Here is a 19,007-nt window from a genome sequence, read left to right on the forward strand (position 1 = left end):
TAGCGGGCCCCCTCCGTACCGCCGACCCGCCGTGCGAAATATTCCCTGCTCCGCGGCGTAGACGCCCCGAACGCCTCAGCCGCCCGGCGCCCTCCGCCTTCATGCTCCGACGCTCGCTCGCGCTCCTCTCCGTCGCCTTCTCCCTTCCGGCGCTCGCCGCCGCCCCGGGCGAGCCGCTCACGGCCGCCCGCCGCACGGGGGACATCGTCCTCGACGGTCGGCTGGAGGATCCGGCCTGGGATCTCACCCCCGCCTTCGACGGCTTCGTCCAGGTCTTCCCGGCGCAGGGGGCCCCGCCGTCCGAGCGCACCGAGGTGCGCGTCCTGTTCGACGACCGGGCGCTGTACGTGGGGATCGTCGCCCACGACCGGAGCCCCGGCGAGGTGCGCCGGCCGCTCGGGCGGCGCGATCGGGCCCCGTACTCCGACGCGGTGACGGTGGTCATCGACTCGATGGGTGATCACCGCGCCGCCTACGTGTTCGAGCTCAACGCGGCCGGGGTGCAGACGGACGCGCTGCTCTTCGAGGACGACTCGTCGACGGGAGACTGGGACGCCGTGTGGGAGGCCGCCACGGCGGCCCTCCCCGACGGCTGGGGCGCCGAGCTGCGCATCCCGCTCGCCGCGCTGCGCTTCTCGAACGCGCCCGTGCAGACGTGGGGGTTCGGGGTGAAGCGAGTCATCGCGCGCCGGCACGAGGAGGTCCTCTCGGTGCTCATCCCCCGCGGCACGCGAGGGCAGATCGCGCGCCTCGGCAGCCTGGTCGGGCTGGAGGGGCTCCGGCCGGTGCAGGAGCTCGAGGTCGCCCCCTACACCGCGGCCCGGCTCGCCTTCCGCCCGCGGGTCTCGGACGTTCCGCGCCCGCGCGACGTCGATCCGGTCGGCGACGTCGGGCTCGACGTGCGCGCCTCGCTCGGGCGCGCGGTCTCGCTCCAGGGCACGCTCAACCCGGACTTCGGGCAGGTGGAGGCGGACGAGATCATCCAGAACCTCTCCACCTTCGAGATCTTCTTCCCGGAGAAGCGGCCGTTCTTCACGCAGGGCATGGACCTGTTCCAGCCGGTCGCGATCCCCAATCGCCGCTCGCCGCAGCAGCTCTTCTACTCCCGCCGCATCGGCCTCGACGCGCCCATCCTCGGGGCCGCGAAGCTCACCGGCAAGCCCTCCGACACGCTCCAGGTCGGGTTCGCGGACGCGCTCGTCACCGGCGCCGGCGCGGGGCTGCCGGAGGCGACCCCCGACCGCTCCTTCCGCTTCGACGCGGCCCAGCCGCTCCACTTCGGGCCGCGGGCCGCGCTCCCCGAGCTCGCCCCGGCGCCGCGCAACTTCCTCGCCGGCGTCGCGCGTTACCAGCCCGCGCCGTCGCGCAGCTTCGGCGCGACCTTCACCTCGGCGCTGCCCCTCGGCCCGGCCTGCTCGATCGAGGACGCCGAGAAGGACGACGAGGCCGACGACCCGCGCCTGCGCCGCCCTGCGCGCTGCGACGTGCTCGGCGGCAACGCCGCCGCGCTCGACTGGAACCTGCGCTCGCGCGACGGCGCGTGGTTCCTCCTCGGCCAGGTCACCGGCTCGCAGGCGCTCGGCGGCGCGCCGACGCGGGCCGCCCCCGGCGCGCCCATCTCGCCCCGCTCGCGCACGCTCGCGGACGGGACGGTGCTCGAGGAGGGCGATCTCGGCTACGGCGCTCACGCCGCGGTCGGCCGCGTCGGGGGAGAGCCGTGGCGCTTCGAGGTCCACTGGGAGTACGAGTCACCCCGGCTCGAGCTCAACGCCCTCGGCTACCAGCGCACCCAGAACGAGCAGCTCGGGCGCGCGCTCGTGCGCTACGTCCGGCCGACCGGTGGCGGGCCGTTCCACTCCTACGCGCTCGTCACCGGCGTCGAGGGGCACCGCACCACCGACGGACGTGGCCTCGCGCGGACGAAGCAGGTCTGGATCGGCGGCGAGGCGCAGCTCCGCACCTACCAGTGGGTCGGCTGCACCGCCCTGGCGGAGGACCGCTCCTGGGACGTGCGCGAGATCTCCGAGACCGGCGTCGCGCTCGAGAAGGCGCCGTTCACCTACGCCGAATGCTACGCCGCGCTCGACCCCTCGAGGCCCGTGTACCTCGAGGTCGCCGCCGGCAGCGGGCGCACCGCCGCGGTCGGACCCCTCGGTGCGCTCGGCTACTGGGGAACGAAGGGCATGCTCGTCGTGAGGCCGCACGCGCGGCTCGAGAGCCGCCTCGACGTTCACTACGAGGCGTCGCGCTGGCGGGCGCGGTACGTCGACGAGCCGACCCCCGGCGTCTACCGCTTCGGCGACCTCGGCGCGCCCTCGCTCTCCGTGACGGTGCGCCAGCAGCTGGTCGTCACGCCGCGGCTCACCCTCCAGGGCTACGCGCAGCTCTTCGCGTCGTACGGCGAGTTCCGCGGGTTCCGCCAGGCCGCCGCGCGGGACCGCAAGGTGACGCTCGCCTCGCTCTCGCCCGCCGAGGCGCCCCCGCCGAGCGAGAACGACTTCCGCGAGGGCGCGCTCAACCTGAACGCCGTCCTGCGCTGGGAGTACCGGCTCGGCTCCACCCTGTACCTCGTCTACACGCGCGCCCAGCGCGAGCTCGAGTGGGACGGCGCGAGCGCGCTCCCGGTCACGCTCGGCCCGCACGCGCTCGGCGCCGGGCCGGCGACCGACACCTTCCTCGTGAAGTGGACGTACTACTGGACCCGCTGACGCCCGCTGGCGAGGGGGCGGGCGGCCGTGGGGCCCCCCGGGTTGCGCCCGCCTGCTGGGGCGGTATGCTTCCTCCCACATGGCGCCCCGCTCGCAGCCGCCGCTCCGGATCCTCCTCGCCGAGGACGACGCGGCGCTCGCGAAGCTCTACGGCTCCTACGCGAGCGACCGGGGGCACGCGGTCACGTTCGCGCGCGACGGGGTCGAGACCCTCGCCGCCGCGCTGGCGCAGCTCCCGGACGTGATCCTGCTCGACGTCGCCATGCCGGCGCTCGACGGCCGCGACGTCCTCCGCCAGCTCAAGACGGACCCCCGCACCGCGGCGATCCCCGTGCTCGTCGTCTCCGCCCTGGGGGGCGACCAGCACATGCGCGATCTGCTCGTGGAGCTCGGCGCCTCGGACGTGATGGAGAAGCCGGTCGATCTCCAGATCGCGTTCAACAAGGCCGAGCGGATGGTGCGCGGCTAGCGCGGGAGCGCTCACGCCGCGGCCCGGTCCTGGGGACCGGGCGGGCGCCGCTCACCGATCCGGCTCGATCCGCATCGCCTTCGGGATCACCACGATGCCGCTCTCGGTGACGTGGAAGCGCTTGCGATCCTGCTCGAGGTCGTAGCCGATGGTGGTGTTCGCCGGGATCTCCACGTGCTTGTCCACAATGGCGCGGCGGATCCGGCAGTGTCGGCCGATGTTCACGTTCTCGAAGAGGATCGAGTCCTCGACCAGGCTGTAGCTGTTGATGCGCACCTTGGGCGAGAGGACGCAGTGGTGGGCGTGGCCGCCGGAGATGATGCAGCCCTCCGACACGAGCGAGTCGGTGGCGTGGCCGACGCGCTGCTCCACCTCGTTGTTGAAGACGAACTTCACCGGCGGGAAGTTGTGCTGCGCCGTGAAGATGGGCCAGCGGTCGTTGTAGAGCGAGAACGACGGGTCGACGTCCACGAGGTCCATGTTGGCCTGGTAGTAGGCGTCGAGGCTGCCGACGTCGCGCCAGTACCCCGCCTCCTTCTGGCCCTGACCGGGGACCACGTTCTTCGCGAAGTCGTAGACGTAGACGCGCTTGCTCCCGTACATCCCGGCCACGATCGACTTGCCGAAGTCGTGCGCGCTCTTGGTGTCGCCGGCGTCGCGGACGATCTCCTGCACGAGCGCGTCGGTCGTGAAGAGGTAGTTCCCCATCGAGGCGAGCGCGCGGGTGGGATCGCCGGGCATGGTCTTCACGTCGCTCTTCGGCTTCTCGACGAAGCCGATCATCCGGCCGTCGGCGTCCACCTCGATGATCCCGAACTCGCCCGCCTCGTGGACCGGCACCGGGATGGCCGCGACGGTGAGGTCCGCGCGCTTCTCCTCGTGGAACTCCAGCATCTGCCGGACGTCCATGCGGTAGATGTTGTCGGCGCCGAAGATGAAGGTGTACTCGGGCTCCTCGTCGGTGATGATGTTGAGGTTCTGGTAGATCGCGTCGGCGGAGCCCTCGAACCACTTCGGGCCGACGCGCATCTGCGCGGGGACGATCTCCACGTACTGGTCGAGCAGCGCCGTGAGCCGCCAGCCGCGCTGGATGTGGGCGTTCAGGGACTCGGACTTGTACTGCACGAGCACCTTCATCTTGAGGACGCCCGAGTTCGCGAAGTTCGACAACACGAAGTCGATGATCCGGTAGCGGCCGCCGAAGGGGACGGCGGGCTTGGCGCGCTCCCGCGTGAGCGGGTCGAGCCGGCGCCCCTCGCCGCCGGCGAGGATCATCGCGAGAAGCTTCGCCATCGGGTCACTCCGCGTGAGGCTGGAACATCATCGAGGCTACGCACCCGCGCGAGGCGGGGCAAGGAAGCGGCCGCACCAGCGCGGCGTCGTCTCGCTCTACCGCGACGAAAGGCGCGCGAGCGAGAACGCGGACGCGGGTCGCCCCGTCAGGGCCGCGGATTCCATATTGGACCGCGCCGGGCGGTGTCGCGAGGACGTGGCGCGCTCCACGGCGGCGGCGGGGCCAGCGATCAGGCGAGCCGCAGGAGCGGCGCGTGGGCGGCCTCGTGCGCGAGGAGCCAGCGCTTCACGTCGAGGCCGCCGGCGTAGCCCCCGAGCCGCCCGCCCGCCTGCACCACCCGGTGGCAGGGGACGAGCACGGCCACCGGGTTCTCGTGGTTCGCGCCGCCCACGGCGCGCGCGGCGCCGGGCCGGCCGAGGCGGGCGGCGAGCTCGCCGTAGCCTCGGGTCTCGCCCCAGGGGATCTCGACGAGCGCGGCCCACACGGCGCGCTGGAACGGCGTCCCGCGGAGATCGAGGGCGGGCAGCACGGGCGGCCGGCCGGCGAAGTACGCGTCGAGCGCGGCGCCGGCCGCGTCGAGGTGGGCGCGGGCCTGCGCCGAGGGCCCGGGGCGCGAGCCGCCGCGGTCGCCGAAGGTCACGCCCACCACCCCCGCGTCGGTCGCCTCGACGCCCAGGATGCCGATGGGGGAGCGGTACCGGAGGCGTGCGGTCACGCCTCGAACTCTACCGCACCGCGGCCGCGGCGGTCACCGCCGCCCCCGCCTGCTCCGCCGCGCGGCCGCCCGCCGCCGGGGGAGCGAAGCGCGCCAGCACCGCCGCGATCTCGGCGTTCACGTCGCGGAGCAGCTCCGCCTTCTCCCGGAACGGCAGGAACGCGCTCTTGAACCCCTGCACGAGGAGCGTGCAGAGGTCCTCCAGCGTGAAGCCCATCTTCTCGTGGGCGAGGCGCAGCTCCTTCGTGAGGCTCGTGTCCGTGATGAGCCGGTTGTCCGTGTTGAGGGTCACCCGCAGCCCGAAGTCGAAGTAGAACTTGAGCGGGTGGCTCGCGTAGTCGGCGACCGAGCGCGTCTGCACGTTCGAGGACGGGCACATCTCGAGCGGGATGCGGTGGTCGTTCAGGTAGTTGAGCAGGTCGCCGTTCTCGCGCAGCCGCACGCCGTGGCCGATGCGATGGGCGCCGCAGGTGTGGACCGCCTGGGCGATCGACTCGGGGCCGAACGCCTCGCCGGCGTGGATCGTCACGTTCACGTTGTTGTCGAGGATGAGCTGCACCGCCTCGCGGTGGCGGCGGGCGGGGTGCCCCTCCTCCGCGCCGGCGAGGTCGAACCCGACCACGCCCTTGCCCTTGTAGGCCACGGCGAGCTCGGCGAGCCGCACCGAGGTCTGCGGGTCGATGTGGCGGATCCCGCAGATGATCACGTTCGAGCGGATGCCGGTCGCCCGGTTCGCCGCGCGCAGGCCGTCGAGCACGGCGTCCACGATCGCGGTGGGCTTGAGCCCCTGCCGCGTGTGGAGGACCGGCGAGTAGCGCACCTCGAGGTAGCGCACGTTCTCGGCCGCGCAGTCGAGCGCGAGCTCGTGGGCCACCCGCCGCAGCGCGTCCTCGGTCTGGAGCACCGAGAGCGTCACGTCGAAGGCGGTCAGGTAGTCCTCGAGCGACTCGCACTGCTCGCCCATCCGCACCGCGCGGGCGAGCCCCTCGGGCGTGTCCGCCGGGAGGTGCACGCCCTGCGCCTCCCCGAGCTCGAGCAGGGTGCCGAGGCGCATCGAGCCGTCGAGGTGGCAGTGCAGGTCGGTCTTCGGCAGCGCCCGGAGCAGCTCGTCGGTCACGGGAATCGGCGCGGCGCCAGTCTTCGCGGTCATGCCCGAAGCTTAAGCCCGGCGGGGGCTCGACGGCGATGACCTGCCCGGTCGCCTGCTCCCCGAGGTGCGGCGCTCCCCGCCCGGCGTCTGGTGGATCCGCGCACCTGGATCGCACCTTCCACGGGTGAACAGGCGAGCCCCGCTGCCCATGGCGTTCCTCCTCGCGCTCGCCTGCACCGGCGCAGGCGAGCCGCCCGCCACCACGCCGCCCCAGGTCGAGCCGCCTCCCTACCAGCAGCTCCCCCCGCCCGGTCCGTCCTGGCCCGCGGCCGCGCCGGGCGAGCTCCCCTCCCCCGAGGTCCGCCTCCGCCGCCTCGACGTCACGCTCGCGGCGAGCGACCTCGCCGCGCTCGACGCGAACCCGTACTGGGACGTCATGTATCCGGCGACGGTGAAGCTCGACGGCCGGGAGGCGAAGGGGCTCGTGCGCTACCGCGGCGCCTCCTCGCGCACGCGGCCGCAGAAGAGCTGGCGCATCGACCTCGACCCCGGCTACGCGCTCGAGGGGCGGGACCGGTTCGCGCTGCTCGCGGAGTACGACGACGCGGCGAAGCTCGTCGAGCGGTTCGCGGTGGATCTCTACCGGGTCCTCGGCCTCCCCGTCCCGTACGCGCGCTTCGTGAAGCTCACCGTGAACGGCGAGTACCGCGGGGTGTTCCTCGACATGGAGCGCGTGGGAGGCGAGTACCTCGTCCACCACGGCCAGGAGCCGGACGCCTCCATCTACCGCTGCGGGGGGCGCAACTGCGAGCTGAAGCAGCAGCCGCGCTTCGAGGCCTCCTACCAGCAGGACTTCACGAAGACCCGCAACGAGGCGCTCCCGTGGGACGACCTGGATCGCTTCCTCGAGGTGGTCAGCCGGACCGACGACGCGGACCTCGAGCGGCGGCTCGGCGAGGTCATGGACCTCGACGCCTACCTCGGGAACCTCGCCGCGGACGAGCTCATCGCGAACACCGTCCTCGAGGACGCCCGCGCGTACTGGGTGCACGAGCTGCACCGCGACGTCTGGACCTACGTGCCGTGGGACCTCAACAACGCGCAGCCCTACTGGTCGCGCGACCTCTCCGCCGGCGCGCCGCTCGGCGGCGTCTGGCGCGAGGCGCAGATCTTCTCGATCTACGACGACGCCGTGAAGCGGATCTACGACGTGCGCGTGAACGAGCGCGCGGGCCAGAAGCCGACCTGGAGCGTGCTCGCGACGCGCGTCTGGGATCACCCCGCCCTGCGCGCGCGCCTGCTCGCGAGGCTCGAGTCCGCCCTCCAGGGCGTCTTCACGCCGGAGCGGGTCGGCCCCTACCTCGACGCGCTCTGGGCGGCGGTCGGCCCCGAGATCCTGGGCGATCCGTTCGTGGACGCGGCGCGCGCCGCGACGGAGCCGGCCCGCCTCCTGGCGTTCGTCCGCGACCGCCGCAGCGTGCTCCTCTCCCGCCTGCCCGCGCTCCGCGCGCACGGCTCGGGGCCGCTCGTCGTGAACGAGCTCGGGCTCCCGGGTGCCACCGGGCCGGGCTACGTCGAGCTCTACAACCGCGGCGACGCAGACCTCGACCTCTCGGGCGCGCAGGTGACGGACGACCTGCGCGTCCCCGCCAAGTACGCGCTGCCCGCGGGCACGGTCCTGCCCGGCCACGGCCACCTCGTGCTCGTCGCGGACGGGACGCCCTGGCCCCCGCCGCCTCCCGATCCGGCGCTGCCGCCGGATCCCACCGCGGGGCCTCCGCACCTGCCGTTCGTCCTCTCCACCTCGGGCGGCGAGCTCGGCGTGTTCCCGGCGGGCACCATCCACGCTCCGTACGACCTCGTCTACTTCGGCCCGCGCGCGAGCGGCAGCGCCTACGGCCGGACGAGCGACGGCGCTGAGACGTTCGGCAACGTGCCGCGCACCCCCGGAGCGCCGAACTAGACGGCCGACAGGAAGCGGGCGAGGACGCGCTTCTCGCCGACCTCGTCGAAGACGACGGTCACCTTCGCGCCGGCGCCCGCGCCCTCGCAGGCGAGCACGGTCCCCTCGCCGAGCGAGGCGTGGAGGACGCGCGTGCCGCGCGGGAGCGTGCCGCTCGCCTCCGCCCGCTGGTCGAAGGAGTAGTCCACCATCGGCCCCTGGCGCTGGGGCGCCGTCCGGCGCGGCGCCGGGGTCTCGCGCGGGCCGTCGTCCTCGAGCTCGATGTGCGGCTCCCCGGGGAGCGAGCCCGGCGGGCGGCGGATGACGGGGCCGCGCGCGGCGGGCGCGGCGGACGGCGCGACCCGGTGGGCGAGCCCGAACAGCTCCGGCGGCAGGTCCGCGAGGAAGCGCGAGGGCTCCATCGAGCGGTACGAGGGGCCGCCCTCGCCGTAGCCGATGCGGCGGCGCGCGAGCGAGAGGGTGAGCCGCTTCTTCGCCCGCGTCATGCCCACGTAGCAGAGCCGCCGCTCCTCGTCCTCGGCGGCCTCGCGCTCGGCGGGGCCCGCGTCGGACCAGGGCCGCTCGTAGGGCAAGGTCCCGTCCTCGAGGCCGGCGAGGAACACGGCCTCGAACTCGAGGCCCTTCGCGGCGTGCAGCGTCATGATCGAGACGCGCCCCTCCGGCGTCTCGGCGTCGGCCTCGCCGAGGAGCGCGATCTGCTCGAGGAAGCGCGCGAGCGGCGGCGGCCGGACGTCGTCCGGATCGCGCGGCGGCGGCTCGCCGAGGAGCGACTCGTCGAACTCGCGCGCCGCGGCGACGAGCTCGACGAGGTTCTCCGCGCGCTCGACCGCCTCGTCGGTGTGCTCCTCCTCGAGCCGCGCGAGGAGCCCCGAGCGCTTCAGCGCCTCCTGCACGGCGATCCCCGCGTCGAGGGCGGGGACGTCGGCGGCGAGGCCCGCCACGAGCGCGTGGAACTCGGCGAGGGCGCGCCGCGCGGCGGGCTTCAGGTCCTCGACCGCGTCGCGGTCGGCGATGGCGTCGAAGAGCGAGATCCCCCGCGCCTGGGCGTGCGCGCGGAGCCGCTCGACGGTCTTCTCGCCGATGCCGCGCGGCGGCCGGTTCACCACCCGCTCGAGGTCGAGGTCGCTCCGGGGCGAGAGGGAGAGGCGCAGGTAGGCGGCCGCGTCGCGCACCTCGGCCCGCTCGTAGAAGCTCGTGCCGCGGACGATCACGTACGGCACGCGCGCCGCGCGCAGCGCCGCCTCGAGCGGCCGCGACTGCGCGTTCGTGCGGTAGAGCACGGCGATCTCGTCGCCGGCGGTGCCGCGCGCGCGCTCCGTCTGCACCGCGCGCGCGATGCGCTCCGCCTCGTCGTGCTCGTCCTGGCCGACGACGAGGGCGAGCGGCTCGCCCGCGCCGCTCTCGGTCCAGAGCCGCTTCTCGCGCCGGCGCCGCGCCTTCGAGATGACGGCGTGCGCCGCGTCGAGGACCGTGCGCGTGGAGCGGTAGTTCTGCTCGAGCTTCACGACGCGGGCGCCGGGGAAGCCCTGGTCGAACTCGAGGATGTTCGTCACGTCGGCGCCGCGCCAGCGGTAGATGGCCTGGTCGTCGTCCCCCACCACGCAGACGTTCCGCTTCTCGTTCGTGAGGAGCTTGAGGAGCCGGTACTGCGCGGCGTTCGTGTCCTGGAACTCGTCCACGAGCAGGTGGCGGAAGCGGCCCGACCAGGTGCGGCGCACGGCCGGGTCCTCCTCGAGGAGCCGCACCGGGCGCAGCAGGAGGTCGCCGAAGTCCACCGCGCCGGCGCGCGCGAGGGCGGCCTCGAAGCGGCCGTAGACCTCCCGCGCGAGCTGCCCCTCCACGTCGTACTCGCCGATGACGACCTCGTCCGGGCGCAGCGCCGCGTTCTTCCAGCGGTCGATGCGCGAGAGCGCCTGCCGCGCGGTGAGCGGCTCGCCGTCCTCGACGCGCAGCTCCTGGAAGATGCGCTTCACGAGCCGTATCTGGTCGTCGTCGTCGTAGATGGCGAAGGAGGGCGGCAGGCCGGCGCGCGCCGCCTCGCGCCGGAGGAAGCGTGCCCCGAAGGCGTGGAACGTCTGCACCCAGAGCTCGTTCGCCTGGACGCCGAGCAGCCGCTCGAGCCGCTCTCGCATCTCGCCCGCCGCCTTGTTCGTGAAGGTCATGGCGAGGATGTGCCAGGGCATCACCCGCTCGTCGCGCACGAGCCGGGCGATGCGGTGGACGATGACGCGCGTCTTGCCGCTGCCGGCGCCGGCGAGGACGAGGAGGGGGCCCTCGCCGTGGAGCACGGCCTCGCGCTGGGCGTCGTTCAGGCCCTCGAGGAGCGGGTCGGACGTCGACATGGGGTCGGGAAGGATAATCGAAGCGGGCCCGGGCCGCGCGGGGCGAGGGCCCCGAGGCGAGAGCTCAGCCCCGGGCGGCGGTGCGCTTCGCCTTGCGCGCGGGCTTCTTCCGCGCGGGCGCGCCGTACTGGTAGTCGGACTCGCTCCGCTCCACCTGCTCGAGCACCCGCGGCTCGCCGCCGCCCTCCGCGACCGTCGCCCGCACCGAGCGCGTCCACACGAAGCGGTGGGGGAGCAGCGTCGCCGGCTCGGTGACGAGCACGAGCTCGTTCTCCACGACGAGCTCGCGGAGCGCGTCCTCGGGGAGCCTCGCCTCGGGCCCCGCCAGCTTCGCGACCACCGCCCGCGCGAGGCCCGGGAGCGCGGCCGGATCCGGCGCCGCGCGCAGCGTGATCTCGACGCAGCGCTCCTCGTGATCGCGCGCCGAGCACGGCACCCTGCGCCGCACGGAGAACTCCTGCTCGAAGTCCGCTCTCGTGCCGAGGAGCGGCACCTCCGCCTCGGTCCTCATGCCGTAGCGCTCGCCGAGCTCGAGGTCCGCGCCGATCCAGAACCCGACCGCGAGGTTCCACATCTCGCGCGCCTGCGCCTGCGTGGCCGCCTCGGCGAAGGCGAGCGCGCGCTCCCGCTGATCGTCGGGGACCGACCCCTCGAGCATGCGCGCCATCCCGGGCCGCAGCGCCTCCACGCCCTCCAGGGCGACGAACTCGCCCTCCGGCGACACCACCTGCACCACGGACTCCGCCGCCCGCAGGATCCCGTCCACCGCCGCCGGCGGGCCCGGGTACGGGGCGTCGCCCTCCCACGAGGTGCCTCGGGTGGAGATGCGGAGCGCGCCGCCGGCCTGCTCGAGGCGCTGGGTGAACCGCGTGATCGTCGTGCTGGGCGGCAGGCCGGTGCGGTGCCGCGTCCTCCGCTGCGTCGCCTGCACCTCGGCCGCGGCCGGCCAGGCGAAGCGCAGGCGGACGACGTCGGAGCCGCTCGCCCCGGGAGCGGGCGCAGGCTCGGGCGCGGACTGCCCGCTCGCCCGGGGAGCCTCGCGCGCGGGGGCCCCCGTCCTGCGGGGCGCGGGCCGGTCCTTCGCGCGCGCCGCACCGGCGGTGAGAGCGAGGGAGAACACCAGCACGACGGCCGCGCGGGCGAGGCTTCGCATGGGCGGCCGAGGCTACCACGGGGCCGTCGCGTCACGATCCGCGGCTCGCGGGTCTCTCACCCCGGGGAGCGCGCCGCGGACAGGTCCGCAGCCGGTCCGCGGCCTCGCGCTTCCCGCCCGGCGCCGAACGCGTCGGGCGGAGCGGGTGGGGAGCCCGGAGCCAGGGAGCCGGGTTCCCGCCCCTCCACGCCGGCGCGAGGAGTAGATTCCCCGCGTGGCGCCTCCCGTCCGCATCGTCCCGCTCGGAGGCCTCGGCGAGATCGGCATGAACTGCATGGCGATCGAGGCCGACGGCCGGATCGCCGTGGTCGACTGCGGCATCCTCTTCCCGAACGAGCCGATCGGCGTCGACCTCATCGCCCCCGACCTCGGCTGGCTGCGCGAGCGGCGCGAGCAGGTGGGCGCCATCTACCTGACGCACGGGCACGAGGACCACATCGGCGCGCTACCCTTCCTGCTCCGGGACGTGAAGGCGCCGGTGTACGGGACGCGCTTCACGCTCGCGCTCCTGCGCCCGCGGCTCGACGAGGCGGGCGTCGCAGCGGACCTGCGCGAGGTCGCGCCCGGCGACCTGCGGCCGGCGGGGGAGGCGTCGCCGCTCGCGGCCGAGTTCTACGCCGTCACCCACTCCATCCCCGACGCGTGCGGCCTCGCCTTCTCCACGCCGCAGGGGACGATCGTCCACTCCGGCGACTTCAAGATCGACCCGCGGCCCATCGCCGGGCCCGGCTTCGACCTCGCCCGCGTCGAGGCGCTCGGCGCGCGCGGGGTGCGGCTCCTCCTCTCCGACTCGACGAACTCGGAGCGCCCCGGCTCCTCGCTCTCCGAGGCGGAGGTCGGCGCCGCGCTCGAGGAGGCCTTCGAGCGCGCTCCCGGGCGCGTCTTCGTCGCCTGCTTCGCCTCCAACATCCACCGCATCCAGCAGGTCGCGAACGCCGCCCGCGCCTTCGGACGCCGCCTGGCGCTCCTCGGCCGCTCGATGGAGTCGAACGTCCGGCTCGCCCAGTCGCTCGGGTACCTCGATCTGCCCGCCTGGATGCCGGTCGGCTTCCCCGAGGCGCGCGAGCTGCCGCCGAAGGAGCTGTGCGTCCTCACCACCGGCACCCAGGGTGAGCCGCGGAGCGCCCTCTCACGGCTCGCGCGCGGCGAGCACCCCGACCTCGACCTCGCGCCGGGCGACCTCGTCATCCTCTCCTCGCGCTTCATCCCCGGCAACGAGGTCGCGGTGGGCGAGGTCGTGAACGCGCTCTGCCGCCGCGGCGCCCAGGTGGCCTACGAGGGGCTGCGGCCGCTCCACGTCTCCGGGCACGCGCAGGAGGCCGAGCAGCGGCGCCTCATCGCGCTCGCCCGCCCCGAGCACTTCGTGCCCATTCACGGTGAGTACCGCCACCTCGCCCGCCACGCCGCCCACGCCGCCTCCGAGGGCGTGCGCGGGCGCCACCTGCTCCTCGACGGGCAGGTGCTCGAGCTCGGCGACGGCGGGGTGAGCGTGCTCGCGGAGCCGGTCCCGGTGGGGCGCGTCTACACCGACCGCGACGCGCTGCTCGGGCAGGACATCGGCGCGATGGTGGTGAAGGACAGGCGCCTGCTCGCGGAGGCGGGGCTCTGCATCGCGGTGCTCGTCGTGGACAAGGCGACCGGCGCGGTGATACGCGGGCCCGAGCTCTTCGCCCGCGGCGTCGCCGGGTTCGAGGGGGCGGAGGACGAGCTCCGGGCGGAGGCGCTGCGCGCGCTCGACGAGCTCACGCCGCAGGCCCGCCTCTCCGTCGAGGAGGTGCAGGAGACGCTCCGGGTCGCGGTCCGCCGCTCGCTGAAGCGGGCTACGGGGAAGCGGCCCACGGTGCTGCCGGTGGTGCTGGAGCTCTAAGGCGCGGCGACGCGCGGGGAGGAACAGCGGTCTATGCCGAGCTTCGACGTGGTCTCCGAGCTGAACCTCATGGAGGTGGAGAACGCCTTCAACCAGGCGCGGAAGGAGATCCTCCAGCGCTTCGACTTCAAGGGCACGAACACGGACCTCGAGCGCGACAAGGACCTGCACGTCGTCGTGAAGGCGGCCTCCGAGGGGCGCGCCGAGGCGGCCCTGCAGGTGCTCATGGAGAAGCTCGCGAAGCGAGGCGTCCCGCTCGAGGGCCTCGACCCGCAGAAGGTCGAGCCCGCCTCCGGCGGCTCGGTGCGACAGCTCGTGAAGCTGAAGCGCGGGCTCAAGCAGGAGGACGCGAAGAAGATCGTGGCGCTCGTGAAGGAGAGCGGGCTCAAGGTGCAGGCGGCGATCCAGGGGGAGGCGGTGCGGATCACCGGGAAGAAGAAGGACGACCTGCAGGCGGCGATGCAGGCCATCCGCGGCGCAGCGCTCGGCGTCCCGCTGCAGTTCCAGAACTTCAGGGAGTGAGAGACCTACCCCCCGCCCGCCCGCTCACCGCGGATTGTCCGCGCCCACCCCGTCTGTTAGATCGGGCGCCCCGATGACCACCACCCGCGTCTACCTCCACACGCTCGGCTGCCCGAAGAACCGGGTGGACAGCGAGGTCATGCTCGGCACCCTGACGGGCGCCGGCTACCGCCTCGAGCGCGACCCCGCCCAGGCGGACGTCATCGTGGTGAACACCTGCGGGTTCATCGAGAGCGCCAAGGAGGAGTCGGTCGACGCCATCGTCGAGCTCGCGGGCATGAAGCAGGAGGGGCGCTGCAAGAAGCTCGTCGTGACCGGCTGCCTCGTGCAGCGTCACGCCGAGGAGCTGTCGGCCGAGCTGCCGGAGGTGGACCACTTCCTCGGCACCGGCGCCTACGCCGACATCGCCCGCGTCGTCTCGGACGCGCAGGCGAAGCGGCTCGTCGTGCCCGACCCGGACTTCGTCCACTCCGCCTCGACGCCGCGGGTGAACTCGCTCCCCTCGCACACGGCCTACCTCAAGATCTCCGAGGGCTGCGACAACGCCTGCGCGTTCTGCATCATCCCGAAGCTCCGCGGCGCGCAGCGCTCGCGGCCGGTGGACGACGTCGTGGCCGAGGCGGCCGCGCTCGCGGCGCAGGGCACCGTCGAGCTCTCGCTCGTGGCGCAGGACCTCACCGCCTACGGCTACGACCTGCCGGGCAAGGTCCGCCTGCACCACCTCCTGCCGGAGCTGTGTAAGGTGGACGGCATCCGCTGGCTGCGGCTCCACTACGCGTACCCGCGCGACGTGCCGGACGCGCTCGTCGACGTGATCGCGCGCGAGCCGAAGATCGTGAAGTACCTCGACATGCCGCTGCAGCACTCCTCCGACCGGCTGCTCCGCTCGATGAAGCGCGGCCGCGACTCGGTGTTCCTGCGCGAGCTCCTCGCTCGCCTTCGGGCGCGCGTGCCCGGCATCGCGCTGCGGACCTCGCTCATCGTCGGGCTCCCCGGCGAGACGGAGGAGGACTTCGAGGATCTCGTGCGCTTCGTGGAGGAGCAGCGCTTCGAGCGGCTCGGGGTGTTCGAGTTCTCGCCCGAGGACGGCACGCCCGCGGCGGAGATGGACGGGCAGCTCCCGGAGGCGGTGAAGCGCGCCCGCCGCGATCGCATCATGGCGCTCCAGCAGGAGATCTCCCGCGACCACCAGCAGGCGATGATCGGCCGGCAGCTCGAGGTGCTCGTGGAGGGGCGCTCGGAGGAGACCGAGCACCTCCTCGCCGGCCGCCACGCGCAGCAGGCGCCGGAGATCGACGGCATCACCTACATCAACGACGGGGTCGCCTACCCCGGCGAGCTCGCCACCGTCGAGATCACCGACGCCTCCGAGTACGACCTCGTCGGCCGCGTGGTGGCGCGCGATCCGGAGCGGGCGCGACGCCCGCTTCCCCAGGCGGAACCCCGCGACGCAGGCCCGCGCCGCCGCGGTGGCCTCCCCGTCGTCGGCTGAGCTCTCAGCGCAGCGGGTGCGCCCGCAGCGCCTCGGCGAAGGGATCCCGCCGCCCCCGAGCGACGCACACCCGATCGTCGCCGACGGCGCCGCAGTCCGCGCCCGCCGCGAGGAAGCGAGCGATGGCGCTCGGGTGCACGACGTAGATCGTCGCGGGATCGAGCGTGCCGGCCTCGACGGCGCGGCGGGTCGCCCGGCATGCGGTGATCGCTCGCCCGGGATCGAGGCGGGCGGCGTACGCGGCGTCGAAGGTGGCGCCCAGGCGATACGCCGCCTCCGCGAGCGGCAGGTAGCTGTCCGGCGGGTGCAGGTGCGGACCGCAGAGCTCCGGCTCGGGCGCGACGGGGTCCCCGCCGGCGAGGAGGTAGGGCGGGAACATCGAGACGTGGCGGTACGCACCCTCCGCGAGCGCCCACTCCGGCGCGGGAGGCGGGAACGAAGGGGCGAGCCGGAGCGGCGCGGGCGGCCTCACGTCGAGCACCTGCGCCACCACCGCGAGCGCGAGCACGCCCCGGAGCGCGCGCGGCCGCTCGCCGAGCGCCACCGCGGCGAGGCCGATCCCGCCGAGGAGGAGCAGGTAGTGGAGGGGCCAGACGAAGCGGCCCGACGAGCGGAAGGTGCCGGAGAGCGCGGGCACCGCCTCGTAGAAGCGGAGCCGCCCGACGACCTCTCCCGCCGCCCGCACGGTGCCGGAGAGCGCGAAGAAGCCGAGCACGAGCGCGATCACCACGATCGGCGCCACACGGGCGAGCGCGACGGCGGCGGGGGGACGGCGCCGCGCGGCGGCGAGGACGGCGCCGAGGACGAGGAGGAGCAGGACGCCCGCGCCGAGGTAGCCGAACCCCTCGTACTGGCCGGCGTGGACCGGGAGCCCCGCCCACACACGCGACCAGCCCATGGGGTTCACGAGGGTCGCGAGGTCGGCCGAGAAGTAGCCGAAGCCGTTCGCGCGCGCCCGCACCCCGCTCACGAGGAAGCCGAAGAGCGCGAGCCCCGCGCCCGCCGCGAGCGCGATCGCGGCGAGGCCGCCCGCGAGGAGCGAGGCGCCCCCGCGCCGCTCGACGAGGACGATCCGCGCGAGGAGGGCCGCGGCGAGGGCGGACGCCATCACCACGAAGTACGGGTGCACCCCCGCCGCGGCGAGGACGAGGAGGAGCGCCGCGGCGACCCTCGCGCGGAGCCGGGGCGCGTCCTCGCGCGCGGGCGCCAGCGCGAGCCACAGGGCGAGGAGCAGGATCCACTGCGCGCAGAGGCTCGCGTGCCCCGTCCTCGGGCCCACGAGCCGGTGGAGGAGCGGCGGCGCGAGCACGAACAGCGCCCCGCCGAGCGCCTGGGCGACGCGGTCCGGCGTCGCGAGCCGCGCGAGCTTCGCGCCCACGAACCCCTGCAGCGCGAAGGCGACGACGAGCCAGCTCCCCACGTACTGGAAGTCCTGCGGGAGGAGCGCCGCGAGCGGGCGGAGGACCACCGCGACGAGCGGGAGCGAGTCGGTGAAGCCGAGCGTCGAGCCGACGCCGAAGGGATAGAGCGGGTTCGCGCCGAGGGGCAGCTCGAACGGCGCCGAGCGGAAGAAGAGCCACCCGACGTAGCTCGCCCCGAAGTCGCTGCCCAGGAGCCAGCGGACGTTCCCCGGCGCGGCGAGGGCGAGGCCACCGGCGTTCCAGGCGAGCCAGCCGACGCCCGCGAGCCCCGCGACGAGCGCGGGGGCGTGCGGCGCGAGGCGCGCGCGCAGGGGGGCGAGTCGCCCGCCCGCCCTTCCCGCCGGGACGCCGGGAGCGGATCCCTTCTCGTCGGGGGCGCCGGGGGACATCCGTTGCACGCGGGCGCGAGGATCCGCGCGCGCGATGGGAGTGTCAACGGGCTGGCCTCGCGGCCCCGAACGCGCGAAAGTCTCCGCCGACGATGGATCTCCTGGAGCTCGAGCGCGCCCCCGTCCGGCGCCACCCCTGGGAGGAGGCGCGGGTCGCCTTCTTCCTGCGGGTCCTGCGCGGCGCGGGCCTGCTCGGGCCGGGCGTGGCGGTGCTCGACGTGGGCGCGGGCGACGGCTTCTTCTCCCGCCGGCTCACCGAGGCGCTCGCCGAGGGCTCGTCCGTCACCTGCTGGGACACGAACTACACCGACGCGCACCTCGCCTCGGAGGCCTTCGCCCCGTCGGCAGGCCTGCGCTTCACCCGCGCCGCGCCGGAGGGCGCGTTCGGGCTCGCCCTCCTCCTCGACGTGCTCGAGCACGTGGAGGACGACGCCGCGTTCCTCGCCGAGGTGGTCGAGGCGCGGCTCGCGCCCGGCGGGCACGCGCTCGTGTCGGTGCCGGCCTGGCCCGCCCTCTTCTCGAGCCACGACGTGAAGCTCCGGCACCACCGCCGCTACGCGCCGCGGGCCGCGCGGGCGGTCCTCGCGCGCGCCGGGCTCGAGGTGGTCCGCGGCGGCGGCCTCTTCCACGCCCTCGTCGCGCCGCGGGCGGCGCAGGTCGCGCTCGAGCGCCTCTCCCGTTCGGCGCCCCCGCCGAAGGACCTCGGCGAGTGGGACGCGCCCGCGGCCGTGACGGCCGCCGTCCGCGGCGCGCTCGCGCTCGACGCGTCCCTCTCGCTCCTGCTCTCGCGGCTCGGGCTCGACCTGCCCGGCCTGAGCTACTGGGCCCTATGCCGGAAGCCGTAGCGCTCGTCATCCCCTGCTTCAACGAGGCGGTGCGGCTCCAGCGCGAGGAGCTCCTCCGGCTCGCCCGCGCGCGCGAGGGCCTCTCGCTCGTGCTCGTGGACGACGGCTCCACCGACGGGACCGTGGCGGTGCTCGACGAGCTCCGCCGCGCGGAGCCCGCGCGGATCTCCGTCGTGCTCCTCCCCCGGAACCGCGGCAAGGCCGAGGCGGTGCGGGAGGGGCTCCGCCGGGCGCTGGCGGGCGGCGCCGCGGTGGTGGGCTACGCCGACGCCGATCTCTCGACGCCGGTCGACGAGCTCGTCCGGCTCGTGGACACGGCGCGGGGCTCGCGGCGCGAGGCGGTGCTCGGCTCGCGCGTGCGGCTCCTCGGCAGGCGCATCGAGCGTCAGCCGCTCCGCCACTACCTCGGCCGCGTGTTCGCGACGCTCGCCTCGCTCGCCCTCGGCCTCGCGGTCTACGACACCCAGTGCGGCGCGAAGCTCTTCCGCGCGACGCCCGCGCTCGCGGCCGCGCTCGAGGCGCCGTTCCGCACGCGCTGGATCTTCGACGTGGAGCTCCTCGCGCGCCTCCGCGCCGGCGGCCCCGGCGTCGCGCCCCTCGGGGAGGACGCGTTCGAGGAGGTGCCGCTCCTCGCCTGGCGCGACGTGGGCGGCTCGAAGCTGCGCCCGGGTGCGATGCTCGCCGCCGGCCTGCAGCTCGTCGCGCTCGGCGTGCGGCTGCGGCTCGGGCGGCGCTGA

Annotated in this window: 14 protein-coding genes; 8 read left to right on the forward strand and 6 right to left on the reverse strand. The window is 74.6% G+C overall.

Annotated elements, in window-relative coordinates:
- Window positions 1–101 precede the first annotated feature (101 nt).
- Window positions 102–2,708, forward strand: coding sequence for a DUF5916 domain-containing protein (locus tag MNY60_RS06080; protein ID WP_242360209.1), 2,607 nt, complete (start codon window positions 102–104; stop codon window positions 2,706–2,708).
- Between the two features lie 79 nt (window positions 2,709–2,787).
- Entirely contained in the window at window positions 2,788–3,177 is a 390-nt protein-coding gene (locus MNY60_RS06085) for a response regulator transcription factor (protein WP_242338664.1), read from the forward strand.
- A gap of 51 nt (window positions 3,178–3,228) precedes the next feature.
- Here the strand turns inward: MNY60_RS06085 and glgC are convergent, their stop codons facing one another.
- The 3 genes from glgC to add form a co-directional block, all read right to left on the reverse strand.
- A complete protein-coding gene (glgC, locus tag MNY60_RS06090) occupies window positions 3,229–4,470 on the reverse strand; it encodes a glucose-1-phosphate adenylyltransferase (protein ID WP_242338666.1) in 1,242 nt (413 codons plus the stop codon).
- 230 nt (window positions 4,471–4,700) lie between these two features.
- Complete coding sequence (locus MNY60_RS06095) at window positions 4,701–5,186, reverse strand: methylated-DNA--[protein]-cysteine S-methyltransferase (protein WP_242338668.1); 486 nt, start codon at window positions 5,184–5,186, stop codon at window positions 4,701–4,703.
- 10 nt (window positions 5,187–5,196) lie between these two features.
- Complete coding sequence (add, locus tag MNY60_RS06100; RefSeq protein WP_242338670.1) at window positions 5,197–6,336, reverse strand: adenosine deaminase; 1,140 nt, start codon at window positions 6,334–6,336, stop codon at window positions 5,197–5,199.
- A 148-nt stretch (window positions 6,337–6,484) separates the two neighbouring features.
- On the opposite strand from add, the gene MNY60_RS23670 reads away from it, so the two are divergent.
- Complete coding sequence (locus tag MNY60_RS23670; protein WP_277956873.1) at window positions 6,485–8,239, forward strand: CotH kinase family protein; 1,755 nt, start codon at window positions 6,485–6,487, stop codon at window positions 8,237–8,239.
- Here the strand turns inward: MNY60_RS23670 and MNY60_RS06110 are convergent.
- A complete protein-coding gene (locus tag MNY60_RS06110; protein WP_242360210.1) occupies window positions 8,236–10,581 on the reverse strand; it encodes an ATP-dependent helicase in 2,346 nt (781 codons plus the stop codon). The genes MNY60_RS23670 and MNY60_RS06110 overlap by 4 nt on opposite strands.
- 64 nt (window positions 10,582–10,645) lie before the next feature.
- The gene (locus MNY60_RS06115) at window positions 10,646–11,734 is read right to left on the reverse strand and encodes a hypothetical protein (protein WP_242355613.1); all 1,089 of its coding nucleotides are present in this window, start codon (window positions 11,732–11,734) and stop codon (window positions 10,646–10,648) included.
- A 214-nt stretch (window positions 11,735–11,948) separates the two neighbouring features.
- Here MNY60_RS06115 and MNY60_RS06120 point away from each other — a divergent pair, with 214 nt between their 5' ends.
- From MNY60_RS06120 to rimO, 3 genes are all read left to right on the forward strand, one after another.
- The gene (locus tag MNY60_RS06120; protein WP_242338676.1) at window positions 11,949–13,601 is read left to right on the forward strand and encodes a ribonuclease J; all 1,653 of its coding nucleotides are present in this window, start codon (window positions 11,949–11,951) and stop codon (window positions 13,599–13,601) included.
- A 33-nt stretch (window positions 13,602–13,634) separates the two neighbouring features.
- Window positions 13,635–14,123 carry a YajQ family cyclic di-GMP-binding protein gene (locus MNY60_RS06125; protein WP_242338678.1) on the forward strand — a complete coding sequence of 163 codons (489 nt, stop codon included), beginning with the start codon at window positions 13,635–13,637 and terminating at the stop codon, window positions 14,121–14,123.
- A gap of 73 nt (window positions 14,124–14,196) precedes the next feature.
- Window positions 14,197–15,615: a 30S ribosomal protein S12 methylthiotransferase RimO gene (gene rimO, locus MNY60_RS06130; protein ID WP_242338680.1), complete on the forward strand. Its 1,419-nt coding sequence runs from the start codon at window positions 14,197–14,199 to the stop codon at window positions 15,613–15,615.
- Between the two features lie 4 nt (window positions 15,616–15,619).
- On the opposite strand, the gene MNY60_RS06135 is transcribed toward rimO, so the two are convergent.
- Window positions 15,620–17,425 carry a DUF6311 domain-containing protein gene (locus tag MNY60_RS06135; RefSeq protein WP_242360226.1) on the reverse strand — a complete coding sequence of 602 codons (1,806 nt, stop codon included), beginning with the start codon at window positions 17,423–17,425 and terminating at the stop codon, window positions 15,620–15,622.
- 92 nt (window positions 17,426–17,517) lie between these two features.
- On the opposite strand from MNY60_RS06135, the gene MNY60_RS06140 reads away from it, so the two are divergent.
- Together MNY60_RS06140 and MNY60_RS06145 are read left to right on the forward strand one after the other, a co-directional pair.
- The gene (locus MNY60_RS06140) at window positions 17,518–18,270 is read left to right on the forward strand and encodes a bifunctional 2-polyprenyl-6-hydroxyphenol methylase/3-demethylubiquinol 3-O-methyltransferase UbiG (protein ID WP_242360211.1); all 753 of its coding nucleotides are present in this window, start codon (window positions 17,518–17,520) and stop codon (window positions 18,268–18,270) included.
- Window positions 18,255–19,007: a glycosyltransferase gene (locus MNY60_RS06145; RefSeq protein ID WP_242360212.1), complete on the forward strand. Its 753-nt coding sequence runs from the start codon at window positions 18,255–18,257 to the stop codon at window positions 19,005–19,007. Before MNY60_RS06140 ends, MNY60_RS06145 begins: the two co-directional genes overlap by 16 nt.

Source organism: Anaeromyxobacter sp. SG17, from assembly GCF_022690695.1.
Taxonomy (GTDB): Bacteria; Myxococcota; Myxococcia; order Myxococcales; family Anaeromyxobacteraceae; genus Anaeromyxobacter; species Anaeromyxobacter soli.